The organism is Mesorhizobium sp. KR2-14 (assembly GCF_040049255.1).
In the GTDB taxonomy this organism is placed as follows: Bacteria; Pseudomonadota; Alphaproteobacteria; order Rhizobiales; family Rhizobiaceae; genus Pseudaminobacter.
On the sequence record NZ_JBDZDR010000007.1, the window covers coordinates 220,204 to 244,321 of the forward strand.

At 64.5% G+C, this 24,118-nt stretch carries 23 protein-coding genes; 14 read left to right on the top strand and 9 right to left on the bottom strand.

Annotation, left to right across the window (positions count from 1 at the left end; all coding sequences use genetic code 11):
- Positions 1-179 precede the first annotated feature (179 nt).
- Together ABLE86_RS18295 and ABLE86_RS18300 are read right to left on the bottom strand one after the other, a co-directional pair.
- Complete coding sequence (locus ABLE86_RS18295; protein WP_348780398.1) at positions 180-503, bottom strand: hypothetical protein; 324 nt, start codon at positions 501-503, stop codon at positions 180-182.
- A gap of 79 nt (positions 504-582) precedes the next feature.
- A complete protein-coding gene (locus ABLE86_RS18300; RefSeq protein ID WP_348780399.1) occupies positions 583-1,119 on the bottom strand; it encodes a cytochrome b in 537 nt (178 codons plus the stop codon).
- Positions 1,120-1,290: 171 nt separating this feature from the next.
- Between ABLE86_RS18300 and ABLE86_RS18305 the strand changes: the two genes are divergently transcribed.
- Together ABLE86_RS18305 and ABLE86_RS18310 are read left to right on the top strand one after the other, a co-directional pair.
- Positions 1,291-3,108 (top strand): ABC transporter ATP-binding protein/permease, encoded by a 1,818-nt coding sequence (locus ABLE86_RS18305; RefSeq protein WP_348780400.1) that lies wholly within the window; start codon positions 1,291-1,293, stop codon positions 3,106-3,108.
- 73 nt (positions 3,109-3,181) lie between these two features.
- A complete protein-coding gene (locus ABLE86_RS18310; RefSeq protein WP_348780401.1) occupies positions 3,182-3,574 on the top strand; it encodes a low affinity iron permease family protein in 393 nt (130 codons plus the stop codon).
- A gap of 44 nt (positions 3,575-3,618) precedes the next feature.
- Here ABLE86_RS18310 and ABLE86_RS18315 read toward each other — a convergent pair whose 3' ends face one another.
- Both ABLE86_RS18315 and ABLE86_RS18320 read right to left on the bottom strand, forming a co-directional pair.
- The gene (locus ABLE86_RS18315) at positions 3,619-4,266 is read right to left on the bottom strand and encodes a response regulator transcription factor (RefSeq protein WP_348780402.1); all 648 of its coding nucleotides are present in this window, start codon (positions 4,264-4,266) and stop codon (positions 3,619-3,621) included.
- Positions 4,263-5,624 (bottom strand): ATP-binding protein, encoded by a 1,362-nt coding sequence (locus tag ABLE86_RS18320; RefSeq protein WP_348780403.1) that lies wholly within the window; start codon positions 5,622-5,624, stop codon positions 4,263-4,265. The genes ABLE86_RS18315 and ABLE86_RS18320 overlap by 4 nt, the downstream gene beginning before the upstream one ends.
- A 459-nt stretch (positions 5,625-6,083) precedes the next feature.
- Here ABLE86_RS18320 and ABLE86_RS18325 point away from each other — a divergent pair, with 459 nt between their 5' ends.
- Positions 6,084-7,193 carry a hypothetical protein gene (locus tag ABLE86_RS18325; RefSeq protein ID WP_348780404.1) on the top strand — a complete coding sequence of 370 codons (1,110 nt, stop codon included), beginning with the start codon at positions 6,084-6,086 and terminating at the stop codon, positions 7,191-7,193.
- 117 nt (positions 7,194-7,310) lie between these two features.
- The gene (locus tag ABLE86_RS18330) at positions 7,311-7,868 is read left to right on the top strand and encodes a hypothetical protein (protein WP_348780405.1); all 558 of its coding nucleotides are present in this window, start codon (positions 7,311-7,313) and stop codon (positions 7,866-7,868) included.
- 73 nt (positions 7,869-7,941) lie between these two features.
- On the opposite strand, the gene ABLE86_RS18335 is transcribed toward ABLE86_RS18330, so the two are convergent.
- Positions 7,942-8,427, bottom strand: coding sequence for a hypothetical protein (locus ABLE86_RS18335; protein WP_348780406.1), 486 nt, complete (start codon positions 8,425-8,427; stop codon positions 7,942-7,944).
- A gap of 476 nt (positions 8,428-8,903) precedes the next feature.
- On the opposite strand from ABLE86_RS18335, the gene ABLE86_RS18340 reads away from it, so the two are divergent.
- The gene (locus ABLE86_RS18340) at positions 8,904-10,538 is read left to right on the top strand and encodes an AMP-binding protein (protein ID WP_348780407.1); all 1,635 of its coding nucleotides are present in this window, start codon (positions 8,904-8,906) and stop codon (positions 10,536-10,538) included.
- Positions 10,539-10,544: 6 nt separating this feature from the next.
- On the opposite strand, the gene ABLE86_RS18345 is transcribed toward ABLE86_RS18340, so the two are convergent.
- Entirely contained in the window at positions 10,545-11,831 is a 1,287-nt protein-coding gene (locus ABLE86_RS18345; RefSeq protein ID WP_348780408.1) for a GNAT family N-acetyltransferase, read from the bottom strand.
- Positions 11,831-13,240 carry a lipopolysaccharide biosynthesis protein gene (locus ABLE86_RS18350; protein WP_348780409.1) on the bottom strand — a complete coding sequence of 470 codons (1,410 nt, stop codon included), beginning with the start codon at positions 13,238-13,240 and terminating at the stop codon, positions 11,831-11,833. Before ABLE86_RS18350 ends, ABLE86_RS18345 begins: the two co-directional genes overlap by 1 nt.
- Before the next feature lie 201 nt (positions 13,241-13,441).
- Between ABLE86_RS18350 and ABLE86_RS18355 the strand changes: the two genes are divergently transcribed.
- Positions 13,442-13,780 carry an antibiotic biosynthesis monooxygenase family protein gene (locus tag ABLE86_RS18355; RefSeq protein WP_348780410.1) on the top strand — a complete coding sequence of 113 codons (339 nt, stop codon included), beginning with the start codon at positions 13,442-13,444 and terminating at the stop codon, positions 13,778-13,780.
- 61 nt (positions 13,781-13,841) lie between these two features.
- Here the strand turns inward: ABLE86_RS18355 and secA are convergent, their stop codons facing one another.
- Positions 13,842-16,568 carry a preprotein translocase subunit SecA gene (secA, locus tag ABLE86_RS18360; RefSeq protein WP_348780411.1) on the bottom strand — a complete coding sequence of 909 codons (2,727 nt, stop codon included), beginning with the start codon at positions 16,566-16,568 and terminating at the stop codon, positions 13,842-13,844.
- Between the two features lie 235 nt (positions 16,569-16,803).
- On the opposite strand from secA, the gene ABLE86_RS18365 reads away from it, so the two are divergent.
- The 7 genes from ABLE86_RS18365 (at position 16,804) to ABLE86_RS18395 (ending at position 22,286) form a co-directional block, all read left to right on the top strand.
- Positions 16,804-17,709, top strand: coding sequence for a peptidylprolyl isomerase (locus ABLE86_RS18365; RefSeq protein WP_348780412.1), 906 nt, complete (start codon positions 16,804-16,806; stop codon positions 17,707-17,709).
- Positions 17,710-17,941: 232 nt separating this feature from the next.
- On the top strand, positions 17,942-19,183 hold the full coding sequence (gene argJ, locus ABLE86_RS18370; protein WP_348780413.1) for a bifunctional glutamate N-acetyltransferase/amino-acid acetyltransferase ArgJ: 1,242 nt from the start codon (positions 17,942-17,944) through the stop codon (positions 19,181-19,183).
- Positions 19,183-19,971, top strand: a complete 789-nt coding sequence (locus ABLE86_RS18375; RefSeq protein WP_348780414.1) for a GNAT family N-acetyltransferase — start codon at positions 19,183-19,185, stop codon at positions 19,969-19,971. Before argJ ends, ABLE86_RS18375 begins: the two co-directional genes overlap by 1 nt.
- On the top strand, positions 19,968-20,372 hold the full coding sequence (mutT, locus tag ABLE86_RS18380; RefSeq protein WP_348780415.1) for an 8-oxo-dGTP diphosphatase MutT: 405 nt from the start codon (positions 19,968-19,970) through the stop codon (positions 20,370-20,372). Before ABLE86_RS18375 ends, mutT begins: the two co-directional genes overlap by 4 nt.
- A complete protein-coding gene (locus ABLE86_RS18385; protein WP_348780416.1) occupies positions 20,373-21,623 on the top strand; it encodes a multidrug efflux MFS transporter in 1,251 nt (416 codons plus the stop codon).
- 81 nt (positions 21,624-21,704) lie between these two features.
- The gene (locus ABLE86_RS18390; RefSeq protein WP_348780417.1) at positions 21,705-22,007 is read left to right on the top strand and encodes a hypothetical protein; all 303 of its coding nucleotides are present in this window, start codon (positions 21,705-21,707) and stop codon (positions 22,005-22,007) included.
- A gap of 87 nt (positions 22,008-22,094) precedes the next feature.
- Complete coding sequence (locus ABLE86_RS18395; protein WP_348780418.1) at positions 22,095-22,286, top strand: Flp family type IVb pilin; 192 nt, start codon at positions 22,095-22,097, stop codon at positions 22,284-22,286.
- A 16-nt stretch (positions 22,287-22,302) separates the two neighbouring features.
- Here the strand turns inward: ABLE86_RS18395 and ABLE86_RS18400 are convergent, their stop codons facing one another.
- Positions 22,303-23,175 carry a methyltransferase domain-containing protein gene (locus ABLE86_RS18400; protein ID WP_348780419.1) on the bottom strand — a complete coding sequence of 291 codons (873 nt, stop codon included), beginning with the start codon at positions 23,173-23,175 and terminating at the stop codon, positions 22,303-22,305.
- 75 nt (positions 23,176-23,250) lie between these two features.
- Here ABLE86_RS18400 and ABLE86_RS18405 point away from each other — a divergent pair, with 75 nt between their 5' ends.
- Positions 23,251-24,024 (top strand): ComF family protein, encoded by a 774-nt coding sequence (locus ABLE86_RS18405; RefSeq protein WP_348780449.1) that lies wholly within the window; start codon positions 23,251-23,253, stop codon positions 24,022-24,024.
- Positions 24,025-24,118: the final 94 nt, after the last annotated feature.

Below are 24,118 nucleotides of genomic sequence, written 5' to 3' on the forward strand. Positions count from 1 at the left end.
ACCAGCCGCGGACGAAATCCGGAGCCTGCACCAAAAAGGTGCAAGCCAGTTCGCCATCTACGAAGTTCGTTGTGAACGCCTCATGAATGGCGGGCGGCTTTTAGCAGGCTCGCAGCGCATGCCGCCATACGCCAATTGCCGGGGTGCGGGAAAATGTCTGGGGCCAGCCCGCGCGGGCTTCAGTAGGCCTGCTGCCGCTCCATGCTTTCCACCGCCGCGCACAGATCCTGCTCCCTGGTGTCTTGGGGCCTCTTGCAGTCCTCGCGCACCCTCATGCGATTTTCCTCGGGCATTTTCGCCCAGGCGTTCTTCATCTCCTGCAGTGGGCGCAGGATAGTCATGGCGTCGTCTGAAAAGAGGGGAGCGACGACCGCCGGATCGGTCAGGGATGTGCGCCGATCGGCCGCGTTGGGGCCGGAAATGGCCGAAGTCGGAACGATAGCCGCCGCAGCTCCGGCCAATATCGCCGCGGCTGCGATGTGGAAGAGCGTCCTCGAGGCCATCGACGGATCCTTCTCGCGCAGTTCGCACCCTGCGCACATGGGGTGGAGGTCGAAGAGGTCAAGCCTGGCAGCGCGCGGCCTAGCCGCCTGGCAGCATTCTCTTCAGCACGTCATCCTTGCGGACGAAATGGTGCAGCAAAGCGGCCACCGCATGCAGGGCCACCACCGCAAGGATGATGTTGGCCAACACGCCATGCACTTCCTTGATGGTGTGAGCAAGCTCCCGGTCGGGCGTTACAGGCGAGGGCACGGTGAACCATCCGAAGAAGGTCAAAGCATCGCCCCTGAGCCAGGTGAGCCATATGCCCAGAACGGGAATGGCGACGAGAAGCAGGTAAAGTGCAAGATGCGCCACCCTGGCGAGCTTGCGTTCCAGGTCGCTCATCGATGCGGGAAGCTCGGGCGCGCCGTACGCCAGGCGCATCGCAACCCGGACCGCGACGAGACCGAACAGCGCGAGCCCGAAGGAGATGTGCAGCCACCAGGCCGTGTCTCTTCTCGGATCGCCCCGCGGAAAGATGTCTTCGCCGTAGGTGAGGGCATAGAGCCCGATCACAAGAAGAAAGATCAGCCAGTGCAGGAGCTTTTGCGACGGAGTGTAGCTGCTGGATCGCATGGCGCGCCTTCCGTGTTGGGGCTGTCCTATAGAGCTAGTCGGATTTTGTCAGACATGTGGCGGTCTGCAATTCCTGCAAGTGGCTGATGCCGGCGGGCGATGGACGGCAGCGCCCCTGCAGGCGCACTATATTTTCAAGGGAGGGCGCAACCCCAAAAAAGGATCCATGCCATGGCGGATCAGGCACAGGTCACGCCGCAGAACCCACCGCCGGCGGGTGACGAGGAAAGTCTGCGCAACCAGCTCGCGTTGATGTGGGGGGCGTTCGTCAAATCGCCGGTTCGCAACTCGCTTTTCAGCCTGGGCGTGGCGATGGTGATCACGGTTATGACGACCGGATACGGCCAGGTCCAGCTCAACAGGTGGAACCGGCCCTTCTACGATGCACTGGAGCGGCGCGACCTCAAGGAATTTCTGCACCAGCTGGCGGTGTTCGCGGTGATCGCGATCTTCCTGCTGCTGCTCAACGTGGCCCAGACCTGGCTCAACCAGAATCTCCGGCTGCGGCTGCGCGAAGGGCTGACGCGCGACCTGATCAATGAATGGATGCGGCCGCGCCGGGCGTTCCGCCTAGCCAATGCCGGCGCCATCGGGGTCAACCCCGACCAGCGGGTGCACGAGGATGCGCGCCATCTCAGCGAACTCACCACCGACCTTGGCGTCGGGCTCCTGCAGGCGACAGTGCTCCTGGCAATCTTCGTGAGCGTGCTGTGGGGCCTGTCTTCGGGTTTCGTATTCCACGTCATGGGCCACAGCTTCGTCATTCCCGGCTACATGGTCTGGGCGGCCCTTCTCTATTCGGGAACGGCCTCGTGGCTGAGCTGGCTTGTCGGGCGCCCGCTGATCAAGCTCAATGTCGAACGCTATGCGCGCGAGGCCGAGCTGAGATTTTCGCTGATGCGCGTCAACGAACATATCGACGCCATCTCGCTGGGAGCAGGCGAGGCCGACGAAAAGCGCCGGCTGGAGCTGGACCTTGGCGCGGTGCTGGAGGCGATGTGGAAGATCCTCAACGCGCTGACCAGGCTGACCTGGGTCACCGCCGGCTATGGCTGGATCACCGTCGTTGCCCCCATCATCATCGCCTCGCCGATCTATTTCGCCGGCAATATCAGCTTCGGCGGGCTGATGATGGCCGTGGGAGCGTTCAACCAGGTGCATGCGTCCTTGCGCTGGTTCATCGACAATATCGGCGGCATCGCCGACTGGCGGGCCACCTTGCTGCGCGTCGCGGCGTTCCGGGCCGGGTTGCTGAAGACCGACGAACAGCATGAGGTCGAAAAGCGCATCGATTACGTGAGGAACGAAGACGACCGGCTGACCTTCGACCGCGTCGAGGTGATATCGCCGAGTGCCTGCACGATGCTGTCCGAAGCCCATGTCGAGATATGTCCCGGCGACCGCGTGCTGCTGAGCGGCGAGCGCGGGGTTGGCAAGACCATGTTCTTCCGGGCGGTGGCCGGTCTTTGGCCGTGGGGCAAGGGCCGCGTCGGCCTTCCGGTCGGCGGCCCGCCGACCTTCGTGCCGCTGCGGCCCTATTTCTCGCCCGGTTCGCTGCGCGAGGTCCTGTCCTATCCGCGCCGCTCGGATACGTTTTCGGATGCGGACCTGGCTGCCGCTCTAACAGAGGTAGGGCTGGAACGTCTCAGCGGTTCGCTGGATCGCATTTCGCGCTGGGATCGGGAGCTCAGCGACGACGAGCAGCGGATGCTGGCCTTCGCGCGTCTGGGCCTGCACAGGCCGCACTGGGTGGTCATCGATGGAGCGCTTGAGGCACTGGAAGCAGATTCGCGCCAGCGGCTCCTGTCGATGCTCGAAACCAAGCTGCAGGGTTCGGCCATCATCAACATCGGCCGCGGCAACCAGGACCGTCATTTCTTCACGCGCGTGCTGCACCTGACCAGGGACCCGACGGGGCCGACGCTGCGCCCGCTGCGGGTGGCGAGCAGCGCGCCGATGGACATGGAGGCGGCCACGCCGAGCGTCTAGGGTCCGCCGGGAACAATCCGCACCGAGTTGGCGTTGCTTGCAGGCACATCACCGGGGAGCCTCATAGACGCCGATGAAAAGAGCCTTCACAAGCATTGCCAACAACGTGGCACGCGCCGCAGGCATGCCCTCCACCTTCCTCCTGTGCTGCGGAACCATCCTGGTTTGGGCGGCCACCGGGCCACTCATGGGCTTTTCCGACACCTGGCAACTCATCATCAACACCGGAACCACGATCGTGACGTTCCTGATGGTGTTTCTGATCCAGAACACGCAGAACCGCGACGGTGCCGCCATCCAGGCCAAGCTGGACGAGTTGATACGCGTCAGCGAGGGGCGCAACCGCTTCATCGGCATCGAGCATCTGACAGCTGAGGAAGTGGAAAAGTTCAGGAAGCTGTGCGAAAGCGCGGCCGAGAAGGCCGAGCAGGCCGCCGAGGTCGTGGAACATGGAGCCCGGCACTAGATCGTGGCGACCCGGAGCCGCGCGGAAGGCGCGGCCGGCTGGTGCTATTCGACCATCCAGCCCTCCAGTGTCGCATAGCGCACCAGTGCGGCCCGTGTCCGCAGGCCCAGCTTCTCGGCGGCCCTGGCGCGGTAGGTCTCGATGGTCTTGACGCTCAACGAAAGCTGCGCCGAAACTTCCTTGTTGCTGTAGCCCTTGGCCACCAGCTTGACCACGGCGATCTCGCGTTCGCTCAGCGCTTCGGAGCTGGCGGAATTCGTCTTGGGCACGCTGAGCACCTTGGCGGCCATGACCGGGTCGATATAGATGCCGCCGGCCAGAACCGAGCGGATGGCATGGATCAGCTCCTCCGCGGCGGAACGCTTGAGAATGAAGCCGCGCGCGCCGGCCTGCAGCAGCTGGTGAACATAAGCCGAATCCTCATGGACGGTCAGCGCCAGCGCCGCCACCTGCGGAAACTCCTGTCGCAGCCGCTCGATCAGCAGAACGCCGTTTGTTCCGGGCAGGGACACGTCGACCACCGCCATGTTCGGATCTGTTTCGCTGATACCCTGGATGGCGCTTTCGGCGTCGCTTGCCCAGCCGACCACCTTCAGATCGCGCTGCGCCTCCACCATGGATTTGACGCCAGCCAGCACCACGGGATGATCGTCCACGAGAAACACACGTCTGGGAGAGGGCGGCTTGTTCATGACACGGCCTCCACATTGGGGGACGGCGAGGGGAGCGCGGCGTAGACGGTGGTGCCCCGCCCGGGCGCGGTCTCGACGCTGAGATTGCCGCCTGCAAGCGCAAGTCGCTCGCGCATGCCCGACAGGCCAAGCCCGTCCGATCGCTTGGCCGCGTCGCTCGCGGGATCGAAGCCGCGGCCATCGTCCTCGATGGCGACGCGCACCCCGCCCCCGACCCACTGCACCGTCACGCTGACCGAATTGGCGCCGGAATGCTTGGCAACATTGGTCAGCGCCTCCTGCACCACGCGGTAGATGACCACCTGGTCCTCCTCGCTGAGCTGTTCGTCCAACACTTCGAGATGCGCATCGGCCGTGATGCCGAGCCGGCTGGCCCACGAGCTGACCAGGCAGCTGAGCGCCTGGCGCAAGCCCAGATCGCTGAGCGAGGTCGGGCGCAGCGACGAGGCTGTGCTGTGCACCTCGACGCTCATCTGGTCGACCGTGGCGCGCAATTCATTGAGCTGAGCCTGCTTGCCTTGCGCCCGAAGCACCGGCTCAAGGCTCTTCAGGCCGAGCGACAGGGCCGTCAGGTCCTGGCCCAGCTGGTCGTGAAGCTCGCGGGCAATGCGCAGCCGCTCTTCTTCCTGGGCCTTGAGCAGCCGGCGGGTGAGCTGGTCCCGATCTGCGTCCGCCGCCTTGCGGTCGGTTATGTCGGTGAAGGCCACCACAGCGGCGCTGATGCGGCCGTCCTCGTCGCGTATCGGGGCGGCATTGGCGGAGAGGCAGCCGCGGGTGCCATCCCCGCGCTTGATCCAGATCTCCTCGTTATGGGTGATCTCGCCCTCCTCGAGCGCGCGGATCAGCGGCCAGTCGCGCAGTCCATAGGGGCGGCCGTCGGGGTAATATCCCCGGTAGTCGTCTCTGCCGGCGACGTCTTCGGACACCAGATCGGGAAGCCGCCACAGGTGCCGGAACTGGTCGTTGCTCAGCACGATTCGATGGGTGGACGCCTCGGCCACGGCCACGCCCACGGGCAGGTTCTTGACCACGGCTTGCAAATGGGCGCGGCTTTCCTGCAGCGCCTGGTGCACGGCCAGCCACTCGGCTTCCGCTTGCGCCACCCGACCCGCCGACCTTACCAGTGCGAAGACCAGCAGCATGATCAACGAGAGCGTGAAGATCAGCAGCCAGTCTTCCTGGTTGTAGTGGCGGTAGGTGGGCGTAAGCAGGCTCACCCAGATGATCTTGGTGACCAGGACCGTGAAGCCGATGGTCAGGGTCAGGCTGGCGAGCACCTTTTGGCGGTTGCCGAGATTTCGCGCGGCGACCACATGGGCGAGGTCTTGAAAGTGGAAGGGCTGCGACACTTTCGGCACTCTCTTTCCTTCGGCGGCGTGACGCGCCAATGGCTTCGATGCTGAAGGTCGATCGCGGAAGAAACGTTCGATCCCCGACGACCGTTCGGATTTTGAGCGCCCTCCGCCCGTCTATGTCCTAGTCTCGGTCAGGTCACTTATTCGTGCAAACAAGGCAATTTGAGGATTGTCCCGTTTTTAGCACCGAAATACCGGATGTGACGACAGATTAAACTATAATCTACTAATTCATTTAATCCAAGTTAACCTGTCAGGTTTTTCCCGACGCGGATTATGGGAAAATACCTATAGCATTGCCAGGTAACCCTACAAATAAATGTGATAACCCTGAATTGTTATTCTTCGGATGACAAGCAAGCATTGACGAATTGCGGGCGTTTCTTCGTTCAGCGAAGTCTCGCGTGGCAATTTTCATTTTCGAAATCGGATAATTGATCTTGTCAACGAAGGGAAACTGAAATGAAGAAGCTCTTCCTCGCCACGACAGCACTTCTCGCCATGACGGCTCTGGCGGCAGCCGGGGGAAACGGCAATGGCAACGGCAACGGGAATACCGGCAACAACAACGGCAACGCCAACGGCAATAACAACACCGGGTCGGACAACGGCAACGGCAACGGCAACGGCAATACCGGCAACGACAACGGCAACGGCAACGGCAACGACAACGCCGGCGACGCCAACGGCAATGGCAACGGCAATGACAACCGCGGCAACAACAACGGCAATGCGAACGGCAACGCCAATGCGGGCAACGCCAATGGCAACATGAATGGCAACAACAACCGCGGCAACGACAACGGAAACCTCAACGGCATCGGCAACGCTGGTTCCTACAACGGCAACCTGAACGGCAACCGCAACCGCGGCAGCGGCAACGGCAACGCCAACGGCCTCAACAATGCCGGCTCGTTCAACGGCAATCTGAACGGCAACCGCAATCGTGGCGATGGCAACGGCAACGGCAACGGCATCGACAATGGCGGCTCGTTCAACGGCAACCTGAACGGCAACCGCAACCGTGGCGACGGCAACGGCAACGGCAACGGCATCGCCAATGGCGGCTCGTTCAACGGCAACCTGAACGGCAACCGCAACCGCGGCGACGGCAACGGCAACGGCAACGGCATCGCCAACAGCGGCTCGTTCAACGGCAACCTGAACGGCAACCGCAACCGCGGCGATGTCAACGGCAACGCAAACGGCATCGGCAACAGCGGCTCGTTCAACGGCAACCTGAACGGCAACCGCAACCGCGGCAACATCAATGGCAACGCGAACGGCATCCTCAACAGTGGCTGGTTCAACGGCAACCTGAACGGCAACCGCAACCGCGGCCATATCAACGGCAATCTGAACGGCATCGCCAACAGCGGCTCGTTCAACGGCAATCTGAACGGCAACCGCAATCGCGGCAGCATCAATGGCAACGTGAACGGCATCCTCGACAGTGGTTGGTTCAACGGCAACCTGAACGGTAACCGCAACAACTCCAACGTGAACGGCAACATCAACGGGCTGTTCAACAGCGGCTGGTTCAACGGCAACCTGAGCGGGAACAACAACTGAAGACATGCCCTGGCGGGGGTTGTTGCCCGTCTGGGCATCGACCCCTCCAGCCATTGAATTTGTTCAGTTTTTCGACGCTGCGGCATTGGCCGGGCGCATCAGTTTGGGAGAAATGACATGAGCTACTTGAAAGCACCGTTCGCAGGCATCGCTGTTGCCTTTTGCTGCCTGCTGCCTCTCGAGGCTGCCCAGGCAGTAACCGTCAACACCGGCGATCGCAGCTATTCCGTGAGCTTCTCGGACAGCTACGGCTACGGCAACACCGGCACCGGCAGCATCGGCGCCTTCAACGGCGGCAACGGCAACATTGGCGCCTTCAACGGCAATCTCAACGCCTCTTCCACCAGCGGCAACAACAACGTTGGCGCCTTCAACGGCAACCTGAACGGTGGCACCGGCAACGGCAACGGCAACGTCGGTGCCTTCAACGGCAACCTCAACAGCGGCGACGGCAACGGCAACCGCAACGTCGGCTCGTTCAACGGCAACCTTAACGGCGGCGACGGCAACGGCAACCGCAACGTCGGTGCCTTCAACGGCAACCTGAACAGCGGCAACGGCAACGGCAACCGCAACGTCGGCATGTTCAACGGCAACCTGAACGGCGGCAACGGCAACGGTAACGGTAACACAGGGTCATACAACGGAAACAACAACGGAAATCGCAACAGGTAAAAGAAAATAAAAACCTCTGAAAAATAAGGAGGCGAAGATGAAAAGGATCCCGGTTGTGATACAGAGTGCGCCGCTATTCCTGGCGTCGGCTCTGTATCTGTCCTCGCCACTTCTTGGCGTTGTCCATTCCGCGGGGAACGGCAACGGAAACGGCAACGGCAACGTTGGCAGTTATAACGGCAATAACAACGGCAATGGAAATACCGGTTCCAACAACGGGAACAACAACGGCAATTTCAATGTCGGCAGTTATAACGGTAACGACAATGGCAACGGCAATGCCGGTTCCAACAATGGAAATGGCAACGGCAACAACAACACCGGTTCCGACAACGGAAACGGAAACGGCAACGACAATACCGGCTCCAACAACGGCAACGACAACGGCAATAACAATTCGGGTTCCGGTAACGGAAACGACAACGGCAATGGAAACACCGGTTCCAATAACGGAAACAACAACGGCAACAATAACGCGGGTTCCAACAACGGCAACAACAACGGCAACAACAATTCGGGTTCCGGCAACGGAAACAACAACGGCAATGGCAACGGCCATCACAAGCCGCCAAAGCCCCCGAAGCCGCCAAAGCCTCCGAAGCCGCCCAAGCCGCCAAAGCCGCCGAAGCCTCCGAAACCGCCCAAGCCGGAGAAGCCTCCGCATGTAATCGCCCAAGTCCAAAGGGATAAAAACGGCAGTGGCCCGTGGTTCTGCGGTGCCTATGGTCCGGGCGGAGTATTCGACGCCTATCTCAATTGCTCATACGAGGTGCAGCCGCTCTGGCCCGGCCTCTTTCGTTGATCGCCAATGGAGCAGGGCCGGCCGCTAACGGCCCTGTTCCCGCCCGCGCCCGTCCCCCGCGCCGGCGCGAAGGCCTGGTTGCCGGAAGACCTCCTTTCTCAGGGAGGAGGCTCTTCCTGCGCCAGGCCTTTGTTTCGGCGCGGGGGACGCTTCCTCGTTGACGTCGTGCCCCCCGCAGCCTTATTCCAGCCCTTGCTCCTGCCCGCTTCCGCGGGCGCAACAAGGGTCCGGCTTTGCTCGAACGGCGCGACGACTACGAGAGTCTCCACCGCGATTTCCGCTGGAACATCCCGGAACGCTTCAATATCGGCGTCGCTGTGGCGGACCGCTGGGCCGCGCGCGATCCCAGCCGGACGGCCTTGCTGGACTATTCTGCCGACGGCGACGCCGCGCGGCTGACCTATGGCGAGCTTGCCTCCCGTTCGAACGCCTTCGCCAATGCGCTGCGCGCGCTCGGCGTGGCGCGCGGCGACCGTGTGGCGCTGCTGCTGCCGCAATGCTTCGAAACCGCGATCGCACACGTCGCCATCTACAAGCTCGGCGCTATCGCGGTGCCGCTGGCGCTGCTGTTCGGGGCGGAGGCGCTGGAATATCGCCTGCAGACCGCCGGCGTGAAACTGGTCGTCACCAATTCGGCCGGCTGCGCCAAACTCGCCGGCATTGCCGCTCGCCTCGAAGAGCCGGAGCACATCGTCTCCATCGATGGCGACGAGCGCGGCGCGCAAGACTTCCATCGTCTGCTTGCCGGCCAGCCGACCTCGTTCGTTCCGGAGGACACGACCCCGGACGATCCGGCGCTGATGATCTTCACCTCGGGCACGACCGGGCCGCCCAAGGGCGCGTTGCATGGTCATCGCGTGCTGCTGGGCCATTTGCCGGGCGTGCAGATTGCCTATGAGTTCCTGCCCCAGCCGGGCGACCTGATGTGGACGCCGGCGGACTGGGCGTGGGCCGGCGGCCTGCTCAACGCGCTGCTGCCGGCGCTCTATTTCGGCGTGCCGGTGGTGGCGAGCCGTTTCGAAAAGTTCGATCCCGAGGCGGCCCTTGGTCTCGTCGAGAAGATGCAAGTGCGCAACGCCTTCATCCCGCCCACCGCGCTCAGGATGCTGAAAGGCATGTCCGGCATAGGCAGGCGCTTCCGGCTCGGCCTGCGCAGCGTGGGATCGGCCGGCGAGGCGCTGGGGCGCGAGACCTATGAATGGGCCCGGGCCGAGCTTGGCCTGACGGTGAACGAATTCTACGGCCAGACCGAATGCAATCTCGTGCTATCGTCTTTCGCATCCATGGGCGTGAGCCGCGGCGGCGCGATCGGCAGGCCGGTTCCCGGGCATCGGGTTGCGATCATCGATCGCGAGGGACGCCGCCTTCCCGCCGGCGAGATCGGGCAGATCGCGGTGCGGCGGCCGGACCCGGTGATGTTCCTCGAATACTGGCAAAACCCGGATGCCACCGCGAAAAAATTCATCGGCGACTGGATGACGACTGGCGACCAGGGCGTGGAGGACGCAGACGGCTACTTTCATTTCTTCGGCCGTGACGACGACGTCATCACCTCCGCCGGGTTCCGCATCGGACCCGGCGAGGTCGAGGACTGTCTGACAGGCCATCCTGCGGTGGCGCTGGCCGCTGCCGTGGGCAAGCCCGACGCGCTACGCACCGAGATCGTCAAGGCCTATGTCGTGCTGAAGGACGGTTTTGCCGGCGATGCGGCGCTGGCCGACGAAATCAGGCTGTGGGTGCGCGAGCGGCTTTCGGCGCATGAATATCCGCGCGAGGTGGAGTTCGTCGATTCCATGCCGCTGACCACCAGCGGCAAGGTGATCCGCCGCATATTCCGCCAGCGCGCCAGGCGCGAGGCGGGGTTGTGATGGGCGTCAATCCGCCCGCCTGAGCAGGCTGCGCATACGGTTGCGCAGCAAACGCGCGAGGTTGCGGGTCTCGGTGTAGAGGTGCAACTGCGAGGCCGCCTGGCGCGTGGCGCGGTCGGCATCGGGGGTGAGCCCGATCAGCACGGTGCCGACAGCGCGCCGCTCCGACCACAGCCGGCTCATAACCGGATGGTCCGGCACTGCGCAGGAATCGGTCTCCATGATGTTGGGATCGTCGAGATGCTGCCTGGTCACCTCGATCATCAGGAGCGTGCCCGGCGAATAGGCGCTGTACCATTCGTCATAGGCGGTCTTCCAGGTATAGGCGACGCCCGCTTCGACGAAGACGATGAGGCAGGCGATGGCCTCGCCGTTCAGGGTCAACAGGTGGATCCGGCACAGGTCGCGCTCGGCCAGCCTATGCATGGCCTCGCGCGCGAAGGCGGCGCGATAACGGTCGATCGCCATGGCGGTGCGCCGGCGGCCCTTCCAGCCGGCTGCTTCCAGCGTCAGGAACGTTTCGACAGCATCGCGGATCTCGTCCTGTCCGCGCGCCACGACATGCTCGAGCCTGCCATTCTCCGCCAGGCGCCGCTTCAGGCGCCGAAATTCGCGATAGTGGTGCGAACGCAGCGACTGCCGCAAATAGTCTTCGCCCTCCAGAGTGCTTTCCAGAAACGGGCGCTCCGCCGCGTTGGCGGTTATCATCATCAGGCCGCGTGTTTCGGCCACCCGTCGCAGCACCCCGGCGACCGGCCCGTCGAGCAATATGTCGGGCACGACGAAGACCTTCGGCAGCTTCAGATGCGGCCGCGCCAGCATGGCGAAAAAATCCTCGACCACGCCTTCGGGGTCGTCGCGGTCCAGCAGCGGCGTGCCGCGCGGGCCGAACGGGTTCGCCCAGGCGCGCAGGATCGGCACGCCGAGCGGGATGCTCGGGCGCTCCACCGAATAGGGCACCAGCAGCCGCAGCCGGCTGCGATATTCGTCGCCGTCGCGGATCACCGCCAGCCGCACCTCGCGGTCTTCCAGGCGGGGCATGGCAGGCGCCAGGAAGCGCGGGTTGAAGAAGATGTTGGACTCCACCGCCCGCGTGCTCAGGTGGTCCAGTTCCTCGACCAGATCGAAGCCGGCCGAAGCCGAGTAGATGGCCAGACGGCGCAGCGGGCGCCTGTTTGCCGCAAGCTCCACATGGGCGGGGTCGGCGATGCGGTCGGGAAAGCCGGCCAGGCCGGCAACGATCGTGCCGGCCGGGCCCCCGCTGGTTTCCTCCATGAGCGGAACGGCTGCCATCAGAGGGCTCCCCGTGCTTGCGTGGCCGGCATGAAGATGGCCATCACGATGCCGAGCTTGCGCCAGACGGTGAAGGACAGCGCGCTGGCCTCGAAGGCCATGGCCGCCACGGTGGCGATCGCGGCGCCCCATAGGCCGAACTGCGGGATGAACAGCACGTTCAGGCCGACATTGATGGCCAGCGTCAGCGCATAGACCAGTGCGCAGACATTCTGGTTGCCGCTCATGGTCAGCAGGCTCTCGCAGGGGCCGACCGCCGCGCGGGCCACCACGCCCAGCGTCAGCAGGAACAGCAGTGGATAGCCCGCGTCGAACCCGGGCCCGAACAGCATCAGCATCGGCTTGCCCAGCGCAAGCACCGCCAGCGCCATCAGTACTGAGGGCCAGAAGGTCCAGGAAACGGTTTCGCGCGCAAAAGCTGCCAGGCGGTCGGGGTCGCCATGGGTGAACTGCGCGTAGCGCTGGGCCACGCCGGCCTTGACGGCGAAATAGACGAAATGCACCAGCGCCAGCGTCTTCACGGTGGCGAAATAGACGCCGACGTCCTGCGGCTCCATGTAGACGCCAACCATCAGCACGTCGGCATTGGTCAGGATGAAGAAGAAGCTCTCGACCAGGAAGATCGGGAGCGAGACCATCAACCAGGCGCGCAGATGTGTTTTGCGCGGGCCAGGACCGACCTTGTCGTCGACCCGGCCGGTGACGCTGACGAGCTGCGCGATCGTCGTAGTGTAGGTGGCAAGGATCGCAGCGCACACCGCCGTCGTGGCCGTGGGTGGATAGTCGAGCAGCACGGCGCCGGCCATGAAGACGAGAACCAGGATCGGGCGGGTGAGATAGGTGGGCGACAGGGCCGAGAGCGCCCAGGAATGCGCTCGCGCAATGCCTTGCAGCACGTCCGAAAGCGCGATCATCGGCATGCAGAGGACGCCGAGCAGGAAGGGAATGACGTAGTAGCTCTCGATCAGGTCGGCGCTGAGCCAGATGCCCAGCGCGCCAAGGCCGGCCATCAGCGTGGCCGAAACCAGCGAGAAAATCCGGCTGGTGACGAGCATGCCGCGCAGTTCGGCCAGCAGGCCCTTTTCCCGGTATTCGGGGATGAAGCGGATGACGGAGGTGTGGAAGCCGAGGCAGGCCAGATTGCCAACGATGATCATCGTCACCCACACCAGGACGAAGATGCCGTATTCGAATCCGCCCATCCAGCGCGCCAGAAGCACCTGGCTGACGAAGGCGATAACGGCGCTGATGATGCGGACGGCAAAGGCGATCAGCGACATGCGGCCGGCCTCGCCGCGTTCGTCGGCGGAGAACAGCACGGCGTCGATCTGGCTGAGCAGCGGCCGCAGGCGCAGCGCCAGCCGCGCCGGCAGAAAATGCTCGGCCGTCCTTGCTGCGGAAAAGCGCACGCACTGCTCCCCGGAGTTCCACATGATCGCCGAGCCATATGCGAGACTCTTTAAGAAACGGTTCGGCGCCGCAGGGCGAGTGATGTCGGGGAAATTTCGCCTTGACCTCAACTTCGGTTGAGGTTGCATAGCTGTGTCCGCTCAGGCCTCGCCCGCATGAACTGCTGCGTGGGGAGAGGTCGCCATCTCGGAGAGGACACCATGCTTCAAGGCAATACAGGAAACGACCACATCTACCGTATGGATCAGTTCGCCGTTCCCGCGCAGGTGCGCGACGAATTTCTGCAGCGCGTGCGCCAGACGCATGAACTGCTGCGAAAGCAGCCCGGCTTCCTGCAGGATTTCATGCTGGAGCGGTCTTCGGGCGAGGGCGAATGTAATCTCGTCACGCTCGTCGAATGGGAGAACGAGGCGGCCGTCGAGCGCGCCAGGTCTGCCATCCGGGACATGCACCAGCAGATCGGCTTCAACCCACCAGAATTCATGGCAAGGCTTGGAGTAAAGGCGGCCATCGCGACCTATGGTCATCTCCGCCAATAGCAAAAAGGCCCGACCTTGAAGGGTCGGGCCTCTCTGCGAGACGTTTGAGGTCGCTCGCCGCTCAGGCAAATGCGCCGTGGCAGTGCTTGTATTTCTTGCCGGAGCCGCAGGGGCAAAGCTCGTTGCGGCCGATCTTGCCCCAGGTGTCCGGGTTCTTCGGGTCGCGCTCCTCGGCCGGCACGACACGGGTGTCGTCCAGCACCAGGGTGGCGCCGCCATCGCCGAAATCGTCCTCGCCGGTCAGCGGGTCGGCATGGTGGCCATGAGCCACGGGCGCCTGCGGCGGCGGCGCATCGGCCGCCTCGCGCACCAGTTCCACGCGCATGAGCTGCGCGGTCACTGCCTGGCGCAGGTTGCCGAGCATGGCCTGGAACAGCTCGAAGCCCTCCGACTTGTACTCGTTGAGCGGATCGCGCTGGGCATAGCCACGGAAGCCCACCACCGAGCGCAGATGGTCGAGGTTGACCAGATGTTCGCGCCAGAGATGATCGAGCGTCTGCAGAACGACCGAGCGCTCCACATAGGCCATCACGTCCGGGCCGAAACGTTCGGCGCGGTCGGCGGCGGCAGCGTCCGCGCGCTCCGTGATGCGCTCGCGGATGGCGTCTTCGCCGATGCCCTCTTCCTGCACCCAGTCCTCGATCGGCAGGTCGAGGTTGAGATACTGCAGAACCTCCTGCTTGAGGCCTGCCGCGTCCCACTGCTCGGCATAGGCGTTTTCGGGGATGTGCTTGGCGACGATGTCCTCGATGACGTCCTGGCGCATTTCGGCCACCGTCTCGGACAGGTTCACGCTGTCCATGAGCTCGATGCGCTGGGCGAAGACGACCTTGCGCTGGTCGTTCATCACGTCGTCGTATTTCAGCAGGTTCTTGCGGATGTCGAAGTTGCGCGCCTCGACCTTCGTCTGCGCCTTTTCGAGAGCCTTGTTGATCCAGGGATGGATGATGGCCTCGTCTTCCTTCAGTCCGAGCTTCTGGAGCATGCCGTCCATGCGCTCGGAGCCGAAGATGCGCATCAGGTCGTCCTGCAGCGACAGGAAGAACTTCGAGCGGCCCGGGTCGCCCTGACGGCCGGAGCGGCCGCGAAGCTGGTTGTCGATGCGGCGGCTTTCATGGCGTTCGGTGGCAAGCACATAGAGGCCGCCGGCGGCCAGCGCCTGCTCCTTGAGCCTGGCGATGTCGTCGCGGATCGCCTGCTCGCGCGCGGTGCGCTCGGGGCCTTCCGGCATGTCGCCGAGCTCTTCGGCAATGCGCATCTCGGCATTGCCGCCGAGCTGGATGTCGGTGCCGCGGCCGGCCATGTTGGTGGCGATGGTAATGGCGCCGGGCTTGCCGGCCTGGGCGACGATGGACGCCTCGCGCTCGTGGTGCCGGGCGTTAAGGACCTCGAAGTTCTTGAAGCCTTCCTTGCGCAGGCGTTCGGCGAGCTGCTCGGACTTCTCGATCGAAGTGGTGCCGACCAGCGTCGGCTGGCCGCGCGAGATGGCCTCGCGGATCTCCTTGACGATCGCCTTGTATTTCTCCTCGACCGTCCGGTAGACCTCGTCGTCCTCGTCGATGCGCTGGACAGGCAGGTTGGTCGGCACTTCGGTCACTTCGAGACCGTAGATGTTGCCGAATTCTTCCGCTTCGGTCGACGCCGTGCCGGTCATGCCGGCCAGCTTCTCGTACATGCGGAAGTAGTTCTGGAAGGTGATCGAGGCGAGCGTCTGGTTCTCGGGCTGGATCTGCACGTGCTCCTTGGCCTCGAGCGCCTGGTGCAGGCCCTCCGAGAAGCGGCGCCCGGGCATCATGCGGCCGGTGAACTCATCGATGATGACGATCTCGCCGTCCTTGACGATGTAGTCCTTGTCGCGCTGGAACAGCTGGTGCGCCTTCAGGGCATTGTTCACGTGGTGCACCATGGCCACGTTCTCGATGTCATACAGCGACTCGCCGCGCAGCAGCCCGGCATCGCGCAGCATGTTCTCGACCTTCTCGGTGCCCTCTTCGGTGAAGATCGAGGTCTTCTGCTTCTCGTCGATCTCGTAGTCGGCCGGGAGCAGCGTTTTGATGAAGCCGTCGACGGTGTTGTACATGTCGGACCGGTCTTCGAGCGGGCCCGAGATGATCAGCGGCGTGCGCGCCTCGTCGATCAGGATGGAGTCCACCTCGTCGACGATGGCGAAATGATGCGGGCGCTGCACCATCTGCGCGCGCTCGTATTTCATGTTGTCGCGCAGGTAGTCGAAGCCGAGCTCGTTATTGGTGGCGTAGGTGACGTCGCAGGCATAGGCCGCACGGCGCTCCTCGTCGCTCATGCCGTGCACGATGACGCCGACGGTGAGGCCGAGGAACTTGTAGATGCGGCCCATCCACTCCGAGTCGCGCTTGGCCAGGTAGTCGTTGACGGTGACGACGTGGACGCCCTTGCCGGTCAGCGCGTTGAGATAGACGGGCAGCGTGGCCACCAGCGTCTTGCCCTCGCCGGTGCGCATCTCGGCGATGCCGCCGTCATGCAGCACCATGCCGCCGATGAGCTGCACGTCGAAGGGGCGCAGGCCCAGCGCGCGCCGGGCACCCTCGCGCGCGGTGGCGAAGGCGGGCACCAGCAGGTCGTCTATATTGGCGCCGTTGGCAAGTTCCTCACGGAACTTCACGGTGCGGGCGCGCAATTCGTCGTCCGACAGCGCCTGCAGTTCGTTTTCAAGAGCATTGACTGCCGCTACGCGCGGCCTCGTCGCCTTGACGCGACGATCGTTGGAGGAGCCGAAGATCTTACGGGCGATGCCGCCGAGACTGACCATCAAAAGGCCTTTCAGTTCGAATTCGTGCCGACCGGTGGCGGCGGAACCCACACAAGGTCCATATAGAGCAGGTAACACCGAAAAGCGCCCGGAAAACGGTTCTGGACGCCAAGTCGAAGGACAGATAAGAGGGGCCCGAAGCGATGTCAACGTGGCAACGCCGCAGTTGCCCGCGCCAAATTCGGCCATATTTGTGCTGATCAGAAGGTTTCATCAATCCTACCGGAGACTTCCGATGCCCCTTTCCTTCCGACGTGCCTCACTTGCCGGCCTCGGCGTGATGCTCGCTCTGGCGGTTCCCGCCTCCCAGCAGGCGTTTGCGCAGGAAACCCCGCCCGCGGCGGAAGCTCCGGCCAAGCCCGTCGACCCCGCTGCCGTGGTGGCGACTGTCAACGGGCAGCCCATTACCGAAGCCGACCTGACGCTGGCCGAAAGCGACCTTGACCAGCAGTTTTCGCGGCTTCCCCCCGAACAGCGCCGGGCCGCAGCGCTGTCGGCAATCATCGAGATCCGGTTGATGGCAGCCGAGGCCGAGGCCAAGGGCTTCGACAAGGACCCCGAGTTCCAGCGCCGCATGAAGTTCCTCAGGGATCGGGCCCTGCACAGCCAGGTCGTCGACCAGGAGGTCGCCAAGGCGATCACCGACGATCAGGTCCGCGCTCGCTACGACAAGGAAATCGCCGATGCGCCGCCGGTCAACGAGGTTCACGCCCGTCACATTCTGGTGAAGACCAAGGAAGAAGCCGAGGCCATCATCAAGCAGCTCGATGCCGGCGCCAAGTTCGAGGACATCGCCAAGGAGAAGTCGACCGACGCCGGTTCGGGCGCCAATGGCGGCGATCTCGGCTATTTCGGCCCCGGCCAGATGGTGCCGGAATTCGAGAAGGCCGCATTCGCCCTCGAACCGGGCACCTACACCAAGGAGCCGGTGCAGAGCCAGTTCGGCTGGCACGTCTTCAAGGTCGAGGACAAGCGCGTCCAGCAGCCGCCGGCATTCGACCAGGTCAAGGGCCAGGTGCGCTCGCTTCTGCTGCGCGACAAGTATTTCGAGCTGGTCAAGTCGCTGCGCGGCGCGGCCAAGATCGATGTGACCGATCCCGAGCTGAAGAAGGCCATCGACCAGATGGACGCGGCGAAGTAATTTTTGCCTTTCGGCATACCGGACAGCGAGAGCGCGGTTCGGCAGAAGACTTCGAGGGGCGGCAAGCCATTTGCCGCCCCTGTTCGTTTTTGGAAGTCCAGGGGCTGATCATGGCCCGCGTGCAAGGATAGATGGGCTTTACCGGGCAAGCTGGCCGGCGAAAACGCCTTGCGTGGCCTCGCGCTATCGGGCAAACGAGGCACAGTTTGCGCCCTATGCCTTCCGAGGTCCCATGTCCGAGACGATTTCCCCCCTCGCGCCCAAAAAATATCCCAAGATGCCGTCCATCGAGGGCGTGCGCATCGCCACGGCCGAGGCCGGCATAAAGTACAAGAACCGCACCGACCTCCTCGCGATGGTGTTCGATGAGGGAACCGCCGTTGCAGGCGTGTTTACCCGTTCGAAATGCCCGTCGGCGCCGGTCGACTTCTGCCGCGACAATCTTGCCGGCGGCAAGGCGCGCATCCTGGTGGTCAATTCCGGCAATGCCAACGCCTTCACCGGCAGACGAGGCCGCGAGACCACGAGCATGACCGGCAAGGCCGCGGCGGAGGCTGCGGGCTGCACGCCGGCCGAGGTGTTCCAGGCCTCCACCGGCGTCATCGGCGAGCCGCTGGATGCCAACCGCTTCAGCCATCTGCTGGCCGGCATGGTCAAGGACGCCAAGGCGGAGCTTTGGACCGACGCCGCCAAGGCGATCATGACCACCGACACCTATCCCAAGGTCGCCACCGCAACCGTCAAACTCGGCGATGTCGACGTGACCATCAACGGCATCGCCAAGGGCGCGGGCATGATCGCGCCCGACATGGCCACAATGCTGTCCTTCGTCGCCACCGATGCGCCGATCGAGGCGCCGGTGCTGCAGGCACTGCTTTCCAAGGGCGTCGCCCCGACCTTCAACTCGGTGACCGTCGATAGCGACACCTCGACCAGCGACACGCTGCTTCTGTTTGCCACCGGTGCGGCGGCCAGGCGCGGCGCGGCCAAGGTCTCCGACATCAAGGACGCGCGGCTGGCTCCCTTCAAGCGCGCTCTGAACAAGATACTCAAGAACCTCGCGCTGCAGGTGGTTCGCGACGGCGAAGGCGCGCGCAAGCAGGTGGAAGTCACCGTCACCGGCGCCAAGTCGGCACGCTCGGCCAAGCGCATCGCGCTGTCCATCGCCAATTCGCCGCTGGTCAAGACGGCGGTGGCCGGCGAGGACGCCAATTGGGGCCGCGTCGTCATGGCCGTCGGCAAGTCCGGCGAGCCGGCCGACCGCGACCGCCTGTCGATCTGGTTCGGCGACAACCGCCTTGCCGTCGAGGGCGAGCGCGACCCGAGCTACTCCGAGGAGCAGACCTCGGCCTATATGAAGCGCGACGAGATCCGCATCCGCGCCGACATCGGCATCGGCCGCGGCAAGGCCACGGTGTGGACCTGCGACCTCACCAAGGAATATGTCGCCATCAACGGCGACTACAGGAGCTGATGGCGGCGGTGGCCGGGACAACGCCCATACCGGAACTGGCGCGCGTCCGTCGCTTCGAGGCGGCGGGGTTTCGCGCCTGGCCGGCGGCTGCCGTGCATTATGACGGCACCTGGGTGGTGCGGCTTACGGCCGGCCATCCGGCCAAGCGGCTCAACTCGGTCAATCCGCTCGATCCGGGCGATGTCGGCAATCTGGAGGAGCGCATCGCTCGCGCTTCCCGTCGTTTCGGCGCCTATGGGCGGCCGCTTACCTTCCGGCTGTCGCCCCTGTCGGGCCCTATGCTGGCGAGCTATCTCGACGCCGAGGGCTGGGACGTCTTTTCGGAATCGCTGGTCATGCGGCTGCCGCTCGATCAGGCCGGCGTTGAAGACGCCATGGACCAGATTCCGCTGAAGGATATCGGCCGCTTCATCGGCGCCGCGCTGAAGGTCCATGACCTGCCGGCCCAATTGCGGCCTGGCCTGTCCGAAATCATTGGCGCGATAAAGCCCGAGGCCGGGCTGTTCGTGCTGGAAGACCACAGCCACGCGCTAGCCACCGCGATCTGCGTGCATGACGGTGACCTGGCCGGCCTGTTCGAGATTGCCACCGAGGCCGCCGAGCGCGGCAAGGGCCATGGCCGACGCCTCATCCGCTCGGCGCTGAAATGGGCGCGCCTGCGCGGCGCGAGGGAGGCCTGGCTGCAGGTCGAGGCGTCCAACGAGGCCGCAAGGCATCTCTACGAGTCGCTCGGCTTCACCGAGGTCTATCGCTATCACTATCGCAGACCGCCGGGAGCCGTGGCATGAGCAAGCGCATTCTCCTGGTCGCGGCCTGCGCGCTGGTCGACGCCGACGGGCGCGTGCTTCTGGCGCAGCGCCCGCAGGGCAAGACGCTCGCCGGCCTATGGGAGTTTCCTGGCGGCAAGGTCGAGCCCGGCGAGACGCCGGAGGAAACGCTGATCCGCGAGATGCGCGAGGAGATCGGCATCGAGACCAAGGCGGCATGCCTGGCGCCGCTGACCTTCGCCAGCCACAGCTACGACGACTTCCACCTTTTGATGCCGCTCTATGTGTGCCGGCGGTTCGAGGGCACGCCGCACCCGCGCGAGGGCCAGGTGTTGAAGTGGGTGCGCCCGCGCCAGATGCGCGACTACCCGATGCCGCCGGCCGACGAGCCGCTGATCCCCTTCCTGATCGACCTGCTATAGGTGGCGCGGCTGTCCGGTAATGCGTTGCAGGGCGAGGCGGCCGAGGACGGGCAATCCGTCCATTGGCGGCGGAACCTGATCGTCTGCCTGGTCGGTTCCTTCACCACAATCGTGGCGATGACGCTGCTGCTGCCGTTCCTGCCGCTCTATGTCGAGCAACTCGGCGTCACCGACCACGCGGCCATCGTGCAGTGGTCGGGCATCGCCTATGGCGCCACCTTCTTTTCCGCCGCGCTCACGGCGCCGCTCTGGGGCCGGCTCGGTGACCGCTACGGGCGCAAGTCGATGCTGATCCGAGCCAGCCTCGGCATGGCGGTTTCCATGTCGCTGCTCGGCATGGCGCAGGATGTCTGGCAGCTGGTGGCCTTGCGGCTCTTTGCCGGCATCGCAGGCGGCTATGCCTCCGGTTCAGTCATCCTTGTCGCCACGCAGACGCCCAGGCAGCGCTCGGGCTGGGCGCTCGGCGTGCTGTCGTCGGGCGTGATGGCCGGCAATCTGGTCGGGCCGCTGATCGGCGGCGCGCTGCCGCAGCTCATCGGCATCCGCCAGACCTTCCTTGCGGCCGGCGCGGCGATCTTCGTCGCCTTCCTGGCGACCACCTTTCTCATTCGCGAGGAGGCGCGGCCGCCACGCGAAAAGGCAAGCAAGGGGGAGGGCGGCTGGGCAGCTATTCCCGACAAGCGGCCGATCATCGCCATGTTCGCCACCGGCCTGCTGCTGATGGTGGCCAATATGTCGATCGAGCCGATCATCACCGTCTATGTTGCGCAGCTGGTGGCTGATCCCGGCCGGGTCACCATGGTTTCCGGCATCGCCATGTCGGCGGCCGCGCTTGGCGCCATCCTGTCAGCGTCGCGGCTGGGCAAGCTGGCTGACCGCATCGGCCATTGGACCGTCATTATCGGCTGCCTGGCCGTGTCTGCCGTACTGCTGGTGCCGCAGGCTTTTGTCACTGCCGGCTGGCAACTGGTGGGCCTGCGCTTCCTGATGGGGCTGGCGCTGGGCGGCTTGCTGCCCTGCATCGCCAGCGTCATCCGCCACAACGTGCCTGACCGCGTCGCCGGCAACGTGCTCGGCCTCTCGACGTCGGCGCAATATGCCGGCCAGGTCATCGGTCCGCTCGCCGGCGGCTTCGTGGGCGGCCATGTCGGCATGCGCGCGGTGTTCATCGGCACGGCGGTTCTGATGGCGGTTGGCGCGGCCTTCAACTGGCTGGCCCGGCCGGCCGCACACGACCGCTCCGATCGTTAAGCAATCCTTCAGCCAATCGTGAGAATTTGAGCCGAAATGGCTGGCTGGCCAAGGCCGGCATTGGTGCAGGGGGAAGTTCGGATGAGACCCGAGGAGCAGTGGGAACTGGTTCGCGGCGCGCGCGCTTCTCGCATCGAGAGCGCCGGCATGGGTGCGGTGCGGATCGCCTTGCTGTTCGGTTCGGCGGCAGTGGCCTTCGCGCTGCTGGCGGTGCCCTTCCTCGACGCCCGGACCCGCCCGCAGGTCTCCCGGGCCGGTCTCGACATGGTCAGCACCGGTTCCATCGACCGGGGCAGCTACACGATCCGCCGCAGCGTGCTGCAGTCGTCGCCAAGTGCGATCTGCGTCATCCGCAATGACGGCGTGCGGCGCGGCGATTGCTGAGGCGGACCTTCACGTGCCGTTAAGCCTGTTCCGTTAACCCTTGTTAACGCGGCAGGGTTAGACTGTGGGCAAAGGGGTGAAAGACCGATGCGATCACTTACCCGCCGTTTCCTGAAGGACGAGTCCGCGGCCACCGCGGTTGAATACGGTCTCATCGTCGCGGTCCTGTCGCTGACGATCGTGGCCGGCGTGAGCAAGGCAGGCAATGCGCTGGAATACCTGTTCAGCGACTCCAACAGCCGCCTTGTGAAAGCCTTCGAGGGCGGCAACCCCAATTGAGGGCAACCTGCCGGCCTCAATCCTCCTTGGCTTCGCCAAGTATCTTTGCCAGTGAAACCTGTGCCGAGCCGGGCTTGAGCGGCTTCTGCTGCGAGGCGTCCGGAGCCCATCCCGACAGCCAGATGAACGAGAAGGTTGCGCGGATCCGTCCGTCCGGATCGGAAAAGCGCTCAGCATAGATTTCGGCCGCACGGGCGAACAGGGCACGCGTTGCCGGCCGACGCGAACGGGCAAGGAGGGCGTTGGCTTCGCCCATGGCGCGCAGGTCCCGGATCAATGCGAACATATGGTCATAGCGAACCGTCACCGTGTCGATGTCGGCCACGGGCAGTGCGAAGCCCGCGCGCTGCAAGAGCGCGCCGGCGTCGCGCACGTCGGCGAAGGGGCTGACGCGTGGGCTGACCCCGCCAAGAAGCTCGCTTTCGGCCGCCAGCAGGCTTTCGCGCAACTCCACCAGCGTGTCGGCGCCGGCCATGGCTGCCAGGAATAGCCCGTCGGGTTTGAGCGCGCGGCGCGCCTGGATCAGCATGCCGGGAATGTCGTTCACTTCCTGTAGCGCCAGGAGGGACACGACGAGATCGACGCTCTCAGGTTCCAGCGGCAGCGTTTCGGGCATGGCCACCAGCCCTGGATCGCCGTTGAGGAAAGCCTCGTCGGCCTCGATGCGCTGCACTCTCGCGGCCTTGCCGCTGGCAAGTACTGCACCGCGTGCCGCCGGGGTGACGCAAAAGGCCGCGACTGCATTTTCGAACCGGCGTTCCACCGTTGCCAGGCGGTCGGAAAGTTCCTCGGCGGCGCGGGTCAGAAGAAAATCGGCGCCGGGAACGGGACGCGCCAATGCGCGGCGCTTGCGGGCGATGAGGAGCTTGGTGTCGAACAGGGGCTGCAAGTGCCGATATCCTTGATGTTATGGCTGCGCCCGGCCTATGGTGCGGCACGCAGCCTGAACCTCGTGGCCGATCCGATGCCGCAATTCAAGAGCCTTGCCCTTGCTGCGCTGGATTGGCCGGCGCGCGTGCTGTTTCCGCCGGTCTGCGCCGGCTGCCGCCGCCACGTCTCGCAACCCGGCTCGCTTTGCGCGCAATGCTGGCCGCAGCTGCGCTTTCTGGAAAAGCCCTGGTGCGAGGTGATGGGCACGCCCTTCACCCATGATATGGGGGCTGGCTTCCTCTCTGCCGAGGCCATCGCCAACCCGCCGCCGTTTGAGCGGGCGCGGGCCGCGGTTTCCTACACCGGCGTCGCACGGCAAATGGCGCAGGGCCTGAAATATTCCGACCGCACGCATCTGGCGCCCTGGATGGCGCGCTGGATGGTGCGCGCCGGCGCCGAACTCATTGCCGATGCGGATGTGGTGGTGCCGGTGCCGCTGCACTGGCGGCGCTTCCTGCAACGCCGCTTCAACCAGTCTGCGGAGCTTGGCCGTGTGGTGGCCGAATTGACCGGGCTGCCATTCGAACCGCTGGCGCTCTCGCGCGTAAAGGTCACGCGCCAGCAGGTCGGGCTTCGGCGCACCGAGCGCGAGGCCAATGTGCGCGCCGCATTTCGCGTGCCGTCCGGGCGCGAGGTCGAGGTGCGCGGAAGGCGGGTGCTGGTGGTGGACGACGTCTACACTACAGGGGCAACCGTTGGCGCCGTGGCAAGGGCGTTGAAAAAAGGTGGCGCCAGTGCCGTCGATGTGCTGACCTTCGCGCGCGTCCTGCCGGGGGACTTCCGGCCCGACGAGGCAGAGACTATATAAGCGGAGGATAGCCGGCGCAGGGACAGCACCCGTCGAGGGTAGACCGGGCACCGGCAGATTGATTTTGTTTGCGCATTTTCGTTCGGTTGGAGGG

Coding starts and splice junctions, on each gene's coding strand:
- ABLE86_RS18295 (WP_348780398.1), bottom strand. CDS start 503: ATGGCCTCGAGGACGCTCTTCCACATCGCAGCCGCGGCGATATTGGCC.
- ABLE86_RS18300 (WP_348780399.1), bottom strand. CDS start 1,119: ATGCGATCCAGCAGCTACACTCCGTCGCAAAAGCTCCTGCACTGGCTG.
- ABLE86_RS18305 (WP_348780400.1), top strand. CDS start 1,291: ATGGCGGATCAGGCACAGGTCACGCCGCAGAACCCACCGCCGGCGGGT.
- ABLE86_RS18310 (WP_348780401.1), top strand. CDS start 3,182: ATGAAAAGAGCCTTCACAAGCATTGCCAACAACGTGGCACGCGCCGCA.
- ABLE86_RS18315 (WP_348780402.1), bottom strand. CDS start 4,266: ATGAACAAGCCGCCCTCTCCCAGACGTGTGTTTCTCGTGGACGATCAT.
- ABLE86_RS18325 (WP_348780404.1), top strand. CDS start 6,084: ATGAAGAAGCTCTTCCTCGCCACGACAGCACTTCTCGCCATGACGGCT.
- ABLE86_RS18330 (WP_348780405.1), top strand. CDS start 7,311: ATGAGCTACTTGAAAGCACCGTTCGCAGGCATCGCTGTTGCCTTTTGC.
- ABLE86_RS18335 (WP_348780406.1), bottom strand. CDS start 8,427: ATGGCCGTTGCCATTGCCGTTGTTGTTTCCGTTGCCGGAACCCGAATT.
- ABLE86_RS18345 (WP_348780408.1), bottom strand. CDS start 11,831: ATGGCAGCCGTTCCGCTCATGGAGGAAACCAGCGGGGGCCCGGCCGGC.
- ABLE86_RS18355 (WP_348780410.1), top strand. CDS start 13,442: ATGCTTCAAGGCAATACAGGAAACGACCACATCTACCGTATGGATCAG.
- secA (WP_348780411.1), bottom strand. CDS start 16,568: ATGGTCAGTCTCGGCGGCATCGCCCGTAAGATCTTCGGCTCCTCCAAC.
- ABLE86_RS18365 (WP_348780412.1), top strand. CDS start 16,804: ATGCCCCTTTCCTTCCGACGTGCCTCACTTGCCGGCCTCGGCGTGATG.
- argJ (WP_348780413.1), top strand. CDS start 17,942: ATGTCCGAGACGATTTCCCCCCTCGCGCCCAAAAAATATCCCAAGATG.
- ABLE86_RS18375 (WP_348780414.1), top strand. CDS start 19,183: ATGGCGGCGGTGGCCGGGACAACGCCCATACCGGAACTGGCGCGCGTC.
- mutT (WP_348780415.1), top strand. CDS start 19,968: ATGAGCAAGCGCATTCTCCTGGTCGCGGCCTGCGCGCTGGTCGACGCC.
- ABLE86_RS18390 (WP_348780417.1), top strand. CDS start 21,705: ATGAGACCCGAGGAGCAGTGGGAACTGGTTCGCGGCGCGCGCGCTTCT.
- ABLE86_RS18395 (WP_348780418.1), top strand. CDS start 22,095: ATGCGATCACTTACCCGCCGTTTCCTGAAGGACGAGTCCGCGGCCACC.
- ABLE86_RS18405 (WP_348780449.1), top strand. CDS start 23,251: ATGCCGCAATTCAAGAGCCTTGCCCTTGCTGCGCTGGATTGGCCGGCG.